Genomic DNA, 12,407 nt, shown 5'->3' with positions numbered 1-12,407 from the left:
GGCGCGCTCGGCACCAAGGGGCGGCACAGGCTTAGCGCACCTGCCAGTCGCGCAGCCACTGCAGGCCGACGGAGGTGTCGCCACGGGGGCGGTATTCACAACCGACCCAGCCGTCATAGCCGAGCTCGTCCAGCAATTGGAACAGGTAGGGATAGTTCAACTCGCCAAGACCCGGCTCGTGACGATCCGGCACCCCGGCGATCTGGATATGGCCGATGCCCGCCAGGTCGCGACGCAACTTCACCGCCAGGTCGCCTTCGACGATCTGGCAGTGGTAGCAGTCGAATTGCACCTTGAGGTTGGCCGCGCCCACTTCCTTGCAGATGGCCTGGGCCTGATCCTGGCGATTGAGGAAGAACCCCGGCATGTCCCGGGTGTTGATCGGTTCCAGCAGCACCGTGACCCCGACCTTGGCCGCCTGGGTCGCGGCGTGGGCCAGGTTCTCCAGATACACGGCATGATGCCGGGCGCGCTGGCTTTCCGAGGGCAGCAGGCCGGCCATCACGTGGATCCGTGAATTGCCCAGCACCGCGGCATATTCCAGGGCCTGGTCGAAGCCCTGGCGGAACTCCTGCTCGCGTCCGGGCAGGGAGACGATGCCCCGCTCCCCCGCCGCCCAGTCACCGGGCGGCGCGTTGAACAGGGCCTGCTGCAGGCCGTGATCGTCCAGGCGCTGTTTCAGTTGCGCGGGGCTGTAGTCGTAGGGAAACAGGTACTCCACCGCGCTGAAACCATCGGCCGCCGCAGCGGCAAAACGCTCAAGGAAGTCGTGTTGCGGGTAGAGCATGCTGAGGTTGGCAGCAAAACGAGGCATGGGAACTCCAGGGGCAAAGGGTCAGACAAACGGCCAGATCAGCAGGGTAATACAGAACCCCAAGGTGCCGAGCAAGGTGGTGATCACGGTCCAGGTGCGCAGTCCGTCCGCGACGTTGAGCCCGGCCAGCTTGGTGAAGATCCAGTACCCGGCGTCGTTGATATGGGACATGGCCAGCCCGCCACCGCCCATGGCCAGGCACAACAGGGCCATGTGGTTGGGGCTCAGGTTAAGGGTGGCGATCAGCGGCGCGATGATCCCGGCGGTGGTCACCAGGGCCACGGTGGTCGAGCCCTGCACCGCGCGCAGCAGCATGGTCAGCAAGAAGCCCAGGGCCAGAACCGGCAGGCCGGTGGTACGCAGCAGGTCGGAAACCACCGCGCCGATCCCGGTGTCCACCAGGACCTTGCCGAACACCCCGCCGGCCCCGGCGATCAGGATCACCATGGCCACCCCGGGCAGCGCCGAGCCGATCACATCGGACACCTGGCTGCGGCTCCAGCCGCGGCGCGAGCCCAGCAGCCAGGCACACAGCAGGGTGTCCAGCAGCAGCGCCACCAGCGGCGCGCCGAGTACGGTGAGCACCCCGCGCAGAGCGGATTCCACCGGCAGCAAGGAGGTGGCCAGGGTGCCCAGCAGGATCAGCACGATGGGCAGCAGGATCAGGCTGACGATCAAACCGAAACCCGGTGGCGGCGCCGGCGGCAGTTTCGCCGCCAGGCTGCCGGTGGATTCCTCCAGGCCCATGTGGGCCACGGCCGCCACCGCTTGCGGGCTGGCCGGCTGTTCGGCGCCGTTGTTCCAGGCCGCCAGGTCTTCATTGGTGACGTGCGGGCCATAGACTTCGGCACGGATATCGTCGGTCATCGGGTAGTTGCGCCGGGTCATGCGCCCCGCCACGCGGTAGCCGACGTAGCACAGCAGCGCGGTCAGTGGCAGGCCGAACATCAGCACCCGGCCCAGGTCCGCCCCCAGCTGGCTGGCCGCCGCCACCGCGCCCGGATGGGGCGGCAGGAAGGCATGCACGGTGAGCAGCGCGGCGCACATCGGCAAGGCGAACACCAACAGCGGCTTGCGCGCACTGCGGGCCACGCCGTAGGCCAGCGGCATGAGGATGATCACCCCGACCTCGAAGAACACCGGCACGCCGATGATGAACCCGGCCATGGTCAGCGCCAGGGGCGTGCGGCGGTTGCCGAAGCGTTCGATCAGGGTCTTGGCCAGGGCCTCGGCACCGCCGGACAGTTCGATGATGCGACCGATCATGGCGCCCAAGGCGATGATGATGGCGATGTGGCCAAGGGTCTTGCCCATGCCGCCTTCGATGGTGGCCACCAGCTCCGCCGGTTTCACCCCGGCCACCAGCGCCACCAGGATGCTCACCAGCATCAGCGCGACAAAGGGCTGGAACTTGTACTTGAGCACCAGAAACAGCAGCAGGGCGATGCCGGCCCCGGCGGTGATCATCAGAATCAGCGGGCTCATTGGGCAAGCCCTCCGCAGAGTGGCAGGCCGGTGTGGCAGGTGACGCTGGAACCCGTAAAGCAAATGCAGTCATTCATCTCGGGAAGTCCTGTTGTTATTGTTTTTACCGGCAAGCCGCTGCCCACGGGAGTCCTGTCAGGGCTCCCGGGGACGGGCTTGCATCAAGCGTTGGCAGTGGTGTTGCGTTTACCAGGCGGCGCCGAAAGCGTCCCGCAGTTCATCCAGGGCGTGTTGATCCAGGGGCGCAGGTCGCGGCTGGGTGAGCAACCACAGGCGCGCGGTTTCCTCCAGTTCCTCCAGGGCGTAGCTGGCCTTGGACACACTGCTTTCCCAGACCACCGGGCCCAGGCGTTCGAGCATCACCCCACGCACCCGGTTGGCCAGTTGCGCCACCTGCTCGGCGACCTTGGGCGAACCCGGACGCTGGTAGCCGATCAACGGGATGTGCCCGACCTTCATCACCTGGTACGGGGTCAGCGGCGGCAGGATGTCGTCGTCGCGCCAGACCCCGGCCAGGGTCAGCGCCACCAGGTGGGTGGAATGGGTGTGCACCACTCCGCCCACGCCGGGATTGCGGTCATACACCTGACGATGCAGGGCCAGGGTCTTGGACGGCTTGTCGCCGCTGACCCACTCCCCCGCCAGGTTGACCTTGGCAATCGCCGCCGGGTCGAGGCGCCCGAGGCAGACGTCGGTGGGGGTGATCAGCCAGCCATCGTCGAGTCGCGCGCTGATGTTGCCGGCGCTGCCCACGGTGTAGCCGCGCTGGTACAGGCTGCGACCGACATCGCAGATCTCTTCGCGCAGGGCGTTTTCCCGGCTCATGGCTGACCTCCGGCCAGTTGGCGCAGGGCTTTGCTGAAAAAGTCGCGACCGCCGAAGTTGCCGGATTTCAGGGCCAGGGCCAAAGGCTCGCCGCCGCTGCTGACCGTGGCCGGCACCCCGGGATCGATCTGCGCGCCGATCTGCAGCAGGCGCACGCCCAGGGCCTTGACCACCGCGCCGGAGGTTTCGCCGCCGGCCACTACGAAGCGTCGCACGCCCTGGTCGCGCAGGCCGCGGGCGATCTCGCCCAGGGCACTCTCCACCAGGGCCCCGGCGCGCTCCACGCCCAGTTGCCGCTGCACCGCCTTGACCTGCTCGGGAGTGCTGGTGGCGTAGATCAGTACGCTGTCCTGCTGGGCCTGGACAAAGGCCAGGGCCTGGGCTACTACCGGCTCGCCCGCCGCCAGGGCCAGGGGATCGACGCGTAGGGCTGGACGCTCGGCTTCCAGCCAGGCGTCGACCTGGGCATTGGTGGCCGCCGAGGCGCTGCCAGCCAGCACCACTTCGCCACCGGCCACCGGCGGCAGGCTGGCGGCGTCCAGGTCACGCAGCTTACCGGCGCGGCGGAAGTTCTCCGGCAGGCCCAGGGCCAGCCCGGAACCGCCGGTCAACAGCGGCAGGTCGGCGCAGGCCGCGCCGAGGGTGTACAGGTCGGCATCGGACAGCGCATCGGCAATCGCCATGGCCACACCCTTTTGCCGCAGTTCGGCGATCTTCGCCCGCACCGCGTCCACGCCCTGGGCCACGCTGTCGTAACGCAGCAGGCCCACCGGCAGCGTGGTCTGCGCTTGCAACACCCGCAGCAGGTTGGCATCGGTCATCGGTGTCAGCGGGTGATGCTGCATGCCCGACTCGTTGAGCAACTGGTCCTGGACAAACAGGTGGCCACGGAAAATCGTCCGGCCGTTCTCCGGAAACGCCGGGCAAGCCAGGGTGAAATCGCTGCCCAGGGCCTTGAGCAGCGCTTCGCTGACCTGACCGATATTGCCCGCCGCGGTGGAGTCGAAGGTCGAGCAGTACTTGAAGAAGATCTGTTCGCAGCCTTGCTCGCGCAGCCATTGCAGGGCCGCCAGGGATTCGGCCACGGCCTCGCCCACCGGGGTGGTGCGGGACTTCAGGGCGATCACCACGGCGTCGGCATCCAGGCCGGCGGCCACTTCGGCGCTGGGAATGCCAATGCTCTGCACGGTGCGCATGCCGCCGCGCACCAGCATGTTGGCCAGATCGGTGGCACCGGTGAAGTCATCGGCGATGCAGCCCAGCAACGGGCGTGGAGTGGACATGCTCATCACGAACTCCTTACTCGGCATCAGGCTTGGCCACGGGCAGCTCGATGCCCGGGAAGATCTTGATCACCGCCGAGTCGTCCTCGCGGCCGAACCCGGCGCTGGAAGCCTGCATGAACATCTGGTGCGCGGTGGCCGACAGCGGCAGCGGGAATTTGCTGGCGCGGGCGGTATCCAGCACCAGGCCCAGGTCCTTGACGAAGATGTCCACCGCGGAAAGCGGCGTGTAGTCGGCCTTGAGGATATGCGGCACGCGGTTCTCGAACATCCAGGAGTTGCCGGCGCTGTGGGTGATCACTTCGTACAGGGCATCGGCATCCACCCCTTCGCGCAGGCCCAGGGCCATGGCTTCGGCGGAGGCGGCAATGTGCACCCCGGCCAGCAGCTGGTTGATGATCTTGACCTTGGAGCCCAGGCCATGGGCATCCCCCAGGCGATAGACCTTGCCGGCCATGCCGGCGAGGATCGCCTCGGCCCTGGCATAAGCGGCCGCCGGGCCGGAAGTCATCATGGTCATCTCGCCAGCGGCGGCCTTGGCCGCGCCCCCGGAGATCGGCGCATCCAGGTACAGCAAGCCCAGGGCCTGCAGGCGCTGGCCCAGGTCCACGGCATAGGTCGGGGCCACGGTAGCGCAACCGATCACCAGGCTGCCGGGACGCAATGCCGCCACCGCCCCGCCCTCGCCGAACAGCACGCTTTCGGTCTGCTCGGCATTCACCACCACGGTGATGATCACGTCGCACTGGTCCGCCAACTGGGCGGCCGAGGCGCAGGCCACTCCGCCTTCGGCGGCGAACTGTTCGGTGACGGCCGCACGCACGTCACAGGCATGCACCTTGAAACCGCTGCGCAGCAACGACCGGGCGATGCCCAGGCCCATGGCGCCAAGACCGATGACACCGACATTGTTGTTATTCATGGGGGACTCCAGTGAAAGACCACGGCCGGGCCACGCCAGGCAGGCGACGGACAGCAACCGGGAAAGGCAGGGAAACCCGGGCAGCGAGCCCGGTAGACGAAAGTGAACACGCGGCAACAGGCGCTGCGCCCGGACAGGCAGCGTGGGTGCACAGGGCCCCCAGGGCGGGTGCGATGCAAGGCAGGAGCGAATCGATCATCGTGGCCATCCTGTTGCTGTTGTTATCAGGTTGAACGTTGGCTGTGAACGATCATCCACCAATGAACAGATTATGTGAAGACATTTTTAAATCTAACATTTTTTAACATCACCATTTCCTGGCCCCCGCCCCGGCTCCGCGGCCGCCGCTGGTCGGAACAACCCGGTCCGGGCGCCGCGGACTGCTACAACCATTCACAGCCCTGATCTGGATCAGCATTGAGCGCAGGATCCTGGCCGAGGCTCAGGACAGGTGAAGGTGGACTGGCGGTAGCGCCCTTCATCGCAACCCCGTTGACGCCCCCCATGACCGGGGGCTCAATGGCCTATCTGGTTATGCTTGGACAAGGATGATTCAACATGGCAAAGATCGAAGTTCTATCGGGCGATTTTCTGCAAGGCGCCGGCGAATACCGGCACGGCACCTTCAGGCTCAAGACGGTATTCAACAGCGCCGGGGTCGAGGTCAAGGCTTCGGCCTTCAAGAGTCTGGAGATCGCCACCCAAAGCCCCGTCGCCAACAAGGACGCTTTCGGTTATGGCGTGGCCGGCGCCATGCTGCTGGGGCCGGTGGGCGCCATTGCCGGCTACCTGATGGCGGGGACGGAAAACGAGGTGACCTTCATCGGCACCCTCAAGGATGGCCGGCAACTGATGGCCGCCACCGACAGCAACACTTACAAGGACATTTCCCGGCACGTGCTCAATTGAGCATTGGCAAAGTTATATCAAGTGCTCATGACATCCAGTTTTTTGGCATGAGCACTTTTTCATTGTCCCTCGTTATATAAGCCTGGCTATTGCGGCACCAAACTAAGTCGCTTAGCTGAACCTCAGCTGAAACTTCATCGGCAAATACTCTTTCAAGGCAATTTAACCTTGACTCCCGGGACCCTCCTGAGTAAATTGCGCGGGCCGGGAAATCCGGCCTTTTTTCAACTCACTAAAGAAGCCAATGGACACAGTATCTAGACGCTGTCTGGTCACTGCCGCTGCGCAGCGCCAGGCACCCCTGAACAATGACGGGACTCGACTCCGCGGTCGGGTAAGCTGCGCTAGGGCTTGACGCTCCAACGTAACTTGCCTCCCCGGAACCAGTCCGGTCACGAGGCACAAGTTATGCACTTCACATCTTCTGTAATGCCAGGCGTACGCGCCTTCGCTGCCACCATGCGGGTCCGGCTGTGCCGTGAGCCCAAGGCTCTGGCGCGCTCCCCCTTCTCCTCTTCTTCGCCCACCACCAGCACCGCCCTGCGGGCCAACTGGCGCGTCTGCCCGTTGACCGGCCAGCTGCAGCAACGCTGGAGCCTGGACGACAGCCAGGACCCGCAGAGTCGGGGCGCAGCCCTGCTGCGGCAGGCCGGACTGATCTTCGGCCTGTACCTCGGGGCGCGCACTTCCGCCTGATTCAACGGTTATTCGCCGTTGTTTATCCACGAACTTTCCAGTTTGAAGTTCGGCGGTTTCTTATTGCCTGTCAGTTAACTAATTCTGTTGGAGAAAGTTATGGAAGAGGCCAGTAGTAGGTTCGCTGCCCATTCAACTTCATTGTTTGGACAGCGAACGTTAAAACCTGAAAACGCCCAGATCCTAATCGATCGCCAATCTGCGATTCGACATGCTTTCGCTCGTCTTTAATTAGTTGAGTGGTCGGTGTGTCGTGTCGCAGTCAGGCGGCAGGAGCACACGCAATGACTGTAAAAACCACAACTTCCCGCAACACCAGCGCCAGCCGCGACAGCCACAAACTGTCGATGCGCGCCGCCCGCGAAGCGCAGAACGGCCTGGCCGTGACCCTGGCCAACGTCAACTCCAGCACCGCCGGCCTGACTGAACTGGACGCCGAAGGCCGCCTGCAACGCGACGGCCACAACGAGGTCGCCCACGACCGTCCGCCCCACGCCCTGGTGCAATTGCTGCAAGCCTTCAACAACCCCTTCATCTATGTGCTGATGACCCTGACCGGTATCAGTTTCTTCACCGACTTCTGGCTGCCGCTGCAAGCCGGCGAAGAAACTGATCTGACCGGCGTGATCATCGTCCTGGTGATGGTGCTGGCCAGCGGCCTGATGCGCTTCTGGCAGGAACACCGCTCGGCCAAGGCCGCCGAAGCCCTCAAGGCCATGGTCCGCACCACCGCCGCGGTGCTGCGCCGCGAGCAGATGGGCATGCAGGCCCGGGTTCGCGAAGTGCCGATGCGCGAACTGGTGGTGGGCGACATCATCCAGCTGTCAGCCGGCGACATGATCCCGGCGGACATCCGCCTGATCGAATCCCGTGACCTGTTCATCAGCCAGGCGGTGCTCACCGGCGAAGCCTTGCCGGTGGAAAAATACGACACCCTGGGCGCCGTGCAGGAAAAGTCCGCGAAGGCCCAGGCCGCCGATCAGCAAGACCTGCTGGACCTGCCGAACATCTGCTTCATGGGCACCAACGTGGTCAGCGGCACCGCCACCGCCGTGGTGGTGGCCACCGGTTCGCGCACCTACTTCGGCTCCCTGGCCCGCTCCATCGTCGGCTCGCGCTCGCAGACCGCCTTCGACCGTGGGGTCAACAGCGTTAGCTGGCTGCTGATCCGCTTCATGCTGGTGATGGTGCCGGTGGTGCTGCTGATCAACGGCTTCACCAAGGGCGACTGGGCCGAAGCCTTCATGTTCGCCCTGGCGGTGGCCGTCGGCCTGACCCCGGAAATGCTGCCGATGATCGTCAGCGCCAACCTGGCCAAGGGCGCCGCGGCCATGGCCAAGCGCAAGGTGGTGGTCAAGCGCCTCAACGCGATCCAGAACTTCGGCGCCATGGACGTGCTGTGCACCGACAAGACCGGCACCCTGACCCAGGACCGGATCATCCTCGAACACCACGTCGACATCAGCGGCAGCCGCTGCGACGCAGTGCTGCAACTGGCCTGGCTCAACAGCCACCACCAGAGCGGCATGAAAAACCTGATGGACCGCGCCGTGGTCGCCTTCGCCGAGGGCAACCCGCACTTCACCCCGCCGGCCGCCTGGCGCAAGGTCGATGAACTGCCCTTCGACTTCGTCCGCCGGCGCCTGTCGGTGATCCTCGCCGATGCCCGCGGCGACCACCTGCTGGTGTGCAAGGGCGCGGTGGAAGAAATGCTCGAAACCGCCACCCAGGTGCGCCAGGACGGCATTGCCGTGAGCCTCGACGCCGAGCGCCGTGCCGCCTTGCTGCAACTGGCCGAGGACTACAACCGCGACGGCTTCCGCGTGCTGCTGGTGGGCACCCGGGATCTGCCCAAGGGCCAGACCCGCAACCAGTACAGCGCCAGCGATGAGCGCGAGCTGGTGATCGAAGGCTTCCTGACCTTCCTCGATCCGCCCAAGGAAACCGCCGGCCCGGCCATCGCCGCCCTGCGTGACAACGGCGTGACGGTCAAGGTGCTGACCGGCGACAACCCCATCGTCACCGCGAAGATCTGCCGCGAAGTCGGCCTGGCAGTGGGCGAGCCGCTGCTGGGGCGCGACATCGAGCACATGGATGATCAGGTGCTCGGGCGCCTGGTGGAAGAACGCACGGTGTTCGCCAAGCTCACCCCGCTGCAGAAGTCCCGGGTGCTCAAGGCCCTGCAGGCCAACGGCCATACCGTGGGCTTCCTTGGCGACGGCATCAACGACGCCCCGGCCCTGCGCGATGCCGACGTCGGCATCTCGGTGGACAGCGGCACCGACATCGCCAAGGAATCGGCGGACATCATCCTCCTGGAAAAGAGCCTGATGGTGCTGGAGGAAGGGGTGATCAAGGGCCGCGAAACCTTCGGCAACATCATGAAGTACCTGAACATGACCGCCAGCTCCAACTTCGGCAACGTGTTCTCGGTGCTGGTGGCCAGCGCCTTCATCCCCTTCCTGCCGATGCTGGCGATCCACCTGCTGCTGCAAAACCTGATGTACGACTTCTCCCAGCTGGCCCTGCCGTGGGACAAGATGGACAAGGAATACCTGGCCAAGCCGCGCAAGTGGGACGCCAACAACATCGGGCGCTTCATGCTGTGGATCGGGCCGACCTCGTCGATCTTCGACATCACCACCTTCGCCCTGATGTGGTACGTGTTCGCCGCCAACAGCGTGGAAATGGCCGCCCTGTTCCAGTCCGGCTGGTTCATTGAGGGGCTGCTGTCCCAGACCCTGGTGGTGCACATGCTGCGCACCCGCAAGATCCCGTTCATCCAGAGCACCGCGGCCCTGCCGGTGATGCTGGCCACGGGACTGGTGATGGCGCTGGGGATCTACGTGCCCTTCTCGCCCCTGGGCAGCATGGTCGGCCTGGTGCCGCTGCCGTGGGAATACTTCCCGTGGCTGGTGGGCACCCTGCTCAGCTACTGCGTGGTCGCCCAGACCATGAAGACCCTGTACATCCGCCGCTTCAAGCAGTGGTTCTAAGGGTCTGGTTCTAAGGGCGTGAGCCCGGCGCGGCCGGCCCCGGACGGCCGCGCCCGATACACCTAGAGCAACGATGCCACCGTCGGCGCGGCCTGCGCCCTGCCGACGGCGACGCGGTTCGCCCGAAAGGAGCATCGCCATGTACCTCAAGCCTTTTTCCATGTTGCAACGCAGCCTCCAGGCCCTGCTGGTCTGCAGCCTGAGCGCCTGCGCCCGCCTGCTCACCCGCGTGAGCATCCGGCTGTATGTCCGCGGCCTGCTGAGCGCGGTCGAAATTCGTTTTCTGCTGGGTTTCAGCGCCGCCCTGACCCGCGCCTCGCTGCGCGTGGCGATCGCCTGAACCTGTCACCGACCCGGGAGCACACTCATGTCGGGCACCACACTTCTGATCAACCTGGCCGGGGCCATCGCCCTGCTGCTCTGGGGCTCGCAGATGATTTGCGGATCACTGCTGCGCGGCTTCGGCAGCCCGCTGCGGCACTGGCTCGGCCAACACCTGAACAACCGCTGGCTGGCGCTGCTGTGCGGCGTTGGCATCACCGGCGTGCTGCAAAGCAGCACCGCGGTGAGCCTGATGGCCAGCTCCTTCACCGCCGCCGGCACCCTGGGCCTGGCCCCGGCGCTGGCGGTGATGCTGGGGGCCAACATCGGCTCGACCCTGGTGGTCCAGCTGCTCAGCCTCGACCTGTCGCTGCTGGCCCCGGTGCTGTTGCTGACGGGTTTCCTGACCTTGCGCCTGCGGGACGACTCGCGCTTCGAAAGCATCGGCTGCGCGCTGATCGGCCTGGGCCTGATGCTGCTGGCCCTGGGCCTGCTGGGCGCCACCCTGGGCACCGTGCAAGGCACCCCGGTGTTCCGGCTGGTGATGACCAGCCTCGACGGCGATCTGCTGCTGGCCCTGCTGGTGGCGCTGCTACTGACCTGGATGTGTCACTCCAGCGTCGCGGTGGTGCTGCTGATCGCCTCCCTGGCCGGCACCGGCCTGCTGTCCCCGGCCACCAGCATGGCCCTGGTGCTGGGGGTCAACCTGGGCGGCACCCTGCCGACGCTGCTCAGCGCCAGCGGCAACGTGGCCCGGCGCCTGCCCCTGGGCAACCTGCTGGTGCGCCTGCTGGGCGTGGCCCTGGTGCTGCCATGGATCACCGCCCTGGCCCGCCTGGACGCGGTGCAGGCCCTGGCGCCGGAGTTGCTGGTGGTCTACCTGCACAGCGCCTTCAGCCTGGTACTGGCCCTGCTGTTCATCGGCTTCACCCGCCCCCTGGGCAAACTCTTGACCCGGCTGCTGCCGGCCCCCGCCCCGGTCACCGACCCGGGCATGCCGCTGTACCTGGACCAGGCCGGCCTGGAAGTGGCCAATATCGGCCTGGCCAACGCCGCCCGCGAAGCCCTGCGCATGGCCGACATGCTTTCGAGCATGCTCGACCGGGTGCTGCAACTGTTTCGCACCTCAAGCATCACCCATGCCGAGCAGGTGCGGCACATCGACCAGTCCCTGGATCTGCTCAGCGCGGCGATCCGCGCCTACCTGGCGGACGTCGGCAAGGAAGGCATCAGCGACCAGGACGCCGACCGCTCCCAGGAGATCCTGCTGCTGGTGATCAACCTGGAGCACGCCGGCGACATCCTCGCCACCAGCCTGGCGCAACTGGCGGTGCGCCGCCTGCGCCGTGGCGAAGCCTTCTCCGAGTTCGAGCTGGGCACCCTGTACCCGCTGCACCAGGAGTTGCTGGACAGCCTGAGTCTGGCGATCACCGTGTTCCTGCGTGAAGACCTGCCCACTGCTCACCAGCTGCTGGGGCGCAAGGAAAACGTGCGGCGCCTGGAAGCCGCCGCCGGCCGCGAGCACTTTCGCCAACTGCGGGAAGACCAGAGTGCCTGGGCCGAATCCGGGGACATCTTCCAGCGCCTGCTGCGGGACTATCGCCGGGTCCACCACCACATCGCCGCCCTGGCCTACCCGGCCCTGGAGCGCGCCGGCGAACGCGACATCGAACACGGCTTGCTCAACGAGCCGCTGGCCGAGACGCCGGACGCCGAACATCCAGCGCCCGGAACCCAGGAGGACGCAGCATGCGCGTCCTGATCTGCGCCGGCCGCTACTACGCCGACAGCCGCCTGTGCCGCCGGGTTTTGGAAGCCTTCCAGCGCCTGCATGAAGTGCGGGTGGTGATCCACGGCGGCAGCCAGTTCCTCGGGGCCCACATCGAGGACTGGGCCCGGGAAACCGGGGCCCACATCGTCCGCTACCCGCCCAACTGGCAACTGCACGGCAAACACGCCGAACGCCTGCGCAACAGCTTCATGCTGGCCGACAGCCGCCCGGACATCGTCCTCGCCCTGCCCGGCGGGGAAGACACCGAAGAGCTGCTGGCCCAGGCCCGGGTCCGCGGCATCCAGACCCTTTCAGTGGACGCACAGTAACCCCATCCCAAGCAGCCCCCACCCGCGCCGGCCCAGCAGTGAAGCGGTCCGGCGCC

Annotated in this window: 11 protein-coding genes; 6 read left to right on the top strand and 5 right to left on the bottom strand. The window is 66.0% G+C overall.

The features are described 5' to 3' along the window. Positions 1-31 precede the first annotated feature (31 nt). The 5 genes from otnI to ltnD form a co-directional block, all read right to left on the bottom strand. Entirely contained in the window at positions 32-814 is a 783-nt protein-coding gene (gene otnI, locus DNK59_RS08275; protein WP_110722888.1) for a 2-oxo-tetronate isomerase, read from the bottom strand. Positions 815-835: 21 nt separating this feature from the next. After that, positions 836-2,299, bottom strand: coding sequence for an SLC13 family permease (locus DNK59_RS08270; protein ID WP_110722887.1), 1,464 nt, complete (start codon positions 2,297-2,299; stop codon positions 836-838). Between the two features lie 186 nt (positions 2,300-2,485). Then, positions 2,486-3,124, bottom strand: a complete 639-nt coding sequence (locus tag DNK59_RS08265) for an aldolase (RefSeq protein WP_110722886.1) — start codon at positions 3,122-3,124, stop codon at positions 2,486-2,488. Next, positions 3,121-4,413, bottom strand: coding sequence for a 3-oxo-tetronate kinase (gene otnK, locus DNK59_RS08260; RefSeq protein WP_110722885.1), 1,293 nt, complete (start codon positions 4,411-4,413; stop codon positions 3,121-3,123). The genes DNK59_RS08265 and otnK overlap by 4 nt, the downstream gene beginning before the upstream one ends. 10 nt (positions 4,414-4,423) lie before the next feature. Then, positions 4,424-5,329, bottom strand: a complete 906-nt coding sequence (gene ltnD, locus DNK59_RS08255; protein WP_092314348.1) for an L-threonate dehydrogenase — start codon at positions 5,327-5,329, stop codon at positions 4,424-4,426. Between the two features lie 558 nt (positions 5,330-5,887). Here ltnD and DNK59_RS08250 point away from each other — a divergent pair. The 6 genes from DNK59_RS08250 (at position 5,888) to DNK59_RS08225 (ending at position 12,351) form a co-directional block, all read left to right on the top strand. Beyond that, positions 5,888-6,238: a hypothetical protein gene (locus DNK59_RS08250; protein WP_092314346.1), complete on the top strand. Its 351-nt coding sequence runs from the start codon at positions 5,888-5,890 to the stop codon at positions 6,236-6,238. Between the two features lie 408 nt (positions 6,239-6,646). Then, the gene (locus DNK59_RS08245) at positions 6,647-6,934 is read left to right on the top strand and encodes a hypothetical protein (RefSeq protein ID WP_092314344.1); all 288 of its coding nucleotides are present in this window, start codon (positions 6,647-6,649) and stop codon (positions 6,932-6,934) included. Positions 6,935-7,218: 284 nt separating this feature from the next. Continuing rightward, complete coding sequence (gene mgtA, locus DNK59_RS08240; protein ID WP_110722884.1) at positions 7,219-9,930, top strand: magnesium-translocating P-type ATPase; 2,712 nt, start codon at positions 7,219-7,221, stop codon at positions 9,928-9,930. Between the two features lie 139 nt (positions 9,931-10,069). Beyond that, entirely contained in the window at positions 10,070-10,270 is a 201-nt protein-coding gene (locus DNK59_RS08235) for a hypothetical protein (protein ID WP_092314340.1), read from the top strand. A gap of 27 nt (positions 10,271-10,297) precedes the next feature. Beyond that, positions 10,298-12,013 (top strand): Na/Pi cotransporter family protein, encoded by a 1,716-nt coding sequence (locus tag DNK59_RS08230; protein ID WP_110722883.1) that lies wholly within the window; start codon positions 10,298-10,300, stop codon positions 12,011-12,013. Then, positions 12,001-12,351 (top strand): DUF2493 domain-containing protein, encoded by a 351-nt coding sequence (locus DNK59_RS08225; RefSeq protein ID WP_060839003.1) that lies wholly within the window; start codon positions 12,001-12,003, stop codon positions 12,349-12,351. The genes DNK59_RS08230 and DNK59_RS08225 overlap by 13 nt, the downstream gene beginning before the upstream one ends. Positions 12,352-12,407 lie beyond the last annotated feature (56 nt).

Origin of the sequence: Pseudomonas sp. TKO26 (genome assembly GCF_003225665.1) — a bacterium.
Taxonomy (GTDB): domain Bacteria; phylum Pseudomonadota; class Gammaproteobacteria; order Pseudomonadales; family Pseudomonadaceae; genus Aquipseudomonas; species Aquipseudomonas saponiphila.
This window is presented reverse-complemented; position numbering and strand designations above follow the sequence as displayed.

Excerpts from the sequence above, each read along its gene's own strand:
- otnK (WP_110722885.1), bottom strand. The coding sequence starts at position 4,413 with ATGAGCATGTCCACTCCACGCCCGTTGCTGGGCTGCATCGCCGATGAC.
- DNK59_RS08265 (WP_110722886.1), bottom strand. The coding sequence starts at position 3,124 with ATGAGCCGGGAAAACGCCCTGCGCGAAGAGATCTGCGATGTCGGTCGC.
- DNK59_RS08230 (WP_110722883.1), top strand. The coding sequence starts at position 10,298 with ATGTCGGGCACCACACTTCTGATCAACCTGGCCGGGGCCATCGCCCTG.
- mgtA (WP_110722884.1), top strand. The coding sequence starts at position 7,219 with ATGACTGTAAAAACCACAACTTCCCGCAACACCAGCGCCAGCCGCGAC.
- DNK59_RS08270 (WP_110722887.1), bottom strand. The coding sequence starts at position 2,299 with ATGAGCCCGCTGATTCTGATGATCACCGCCGGGGCCGGCATCGCCCTG.
- DNK59_RS08225 (WP_060839003.1), top strand. The coding sequence starts at position 12,001 with ATGCGCGTCCTGATCTGCGCCGGCCGCTACTACGCCGACAGCCGCCTG.
- ltnD (WP_092314348.1), bottom strand. The coding sequence starts at position 5,329 with ATGAATAACAACAATGTCGGTGTCATCGGTCTTGGCGCCATGGGCCTG.
- DNK59_RS08245 (WP_092314344.1), top strand. The coding sequence starts at position 6,647 with ATGCACTTCACATCTTCTGTAATGCCAGGCGTACGCGCCTTCGCTGCC.
- DNK59_RS08250 (WP_092314346.1), top strand. The coding sequence starts at position 5,888 with ATGGCAAAGATCGAAGTTCTATCGGGCGATTTTCTGCAAGGCGCCGGC.
- DNK59_RS08235 (WP_092314340.1), top strand. The coding sequence starts at position 10,070 with ATGTACCTCAAGCCTTTTTCCATGTTGCAACGCAGCCTCCAGGCCCTG.
- otnI (WP_110722888.1), bottom strand. The coding sequence starts at position 814 with ATGCCTCGTTTTGCTGCCAACCTCAGCATGCTCTACCCGCAACACGAC.